The organism is Pelomonas sp. KK5 (assembly GCF_001984095.1).
Lineage (GTDB): Bacteria > Pseudomonadota > Gammaproteobacteria > Burkholderiales > Burkholderiaceae_C > KK5.
Genome location: NZ_LYVQ01000523.1, coordinates 1 through 732, shown reverse-complemented (window position 1 = coordinate 732; position 732 = coordinate 1). Strand labels below are relative to the sequence as shown.

The 732-nt window shown below is 67.2% G+C and carries 1 protein-coding gene; it reads right to left on the bottom strand.

Translation table 11 applies throughout. From position 1 onward, the window contains the following. Positions 1 to 732, bottom strand: a 732-nt coding sequence (locus tag B0W88_RS32105) for a TonB-dependent receptor plug domain-containing protein (RefSeq protein ID WP_158080998.1), incomplete at both ends; no start/stop codon positions are given.

The following is a 732-nucleotide window of genomic DNA, read 5'->3' as shown; positions in this document are numbered from 1 at the left end:
TGTCGAAACCGCCTCTGGTCACGTAGGGCGCCAGGCCGGTCAGCGGCGCGGTCTTGGCAATGGCCGGATCGAAGTAGGTCAGCGTCCAGATCTGGGAGTTCGCCCGGCTCTTGAACTGGTCCAGGTAGAGGTCGATGTCCCACTGGCTGGTGGGGCGCAGGCGCAGCGTAGCCCGCACATAGTCCCGGTTCTCGTCGCCGAGTTCCTGGTTCAGCGTCGACGTGCGGCCATAACCGCCATGTTCAGCGTGGTCGACGACGACCCGCGCTGCAAGCGTCTCGCCGGCCAGCGGCACGTTCACGATCGCCTGCGCCGTGCGCTGCTGGTAGTCGCCCAGGCCGAGCTGCAGCGAGCGTTCCAGCCGGTCCGTCGGGCGCTGCGTGCTCATGTTCAGCGCGCCACCGATCGTGTTGCGGCCGAACAGCGTCCCCTGCGGGCCGCGGATCACCTCGACCTGCTGCATGTCCACCAGCGCCGCGTTCGCACCTGCCGAGCGGGCGTAGTAGACGCCGTTGACGTAGATGCCGACGGTCGGATCGTTGTTGGACGAGATCGAGGTCGGCGTGATGCCGCGCATCCCGATGATCATGTTGTTCTTGCCGACCGGCGTGTCCGTGATCAGCAGCGATGGAGCGCGCGCGCTGAGCGCCTTGACGTCGGTGATCTGCTCACGTGCCAGGTCCTTGGCGGTGATGGCGGTCACCGCGGCGGCGACGTCCTGCAGGCCATCCT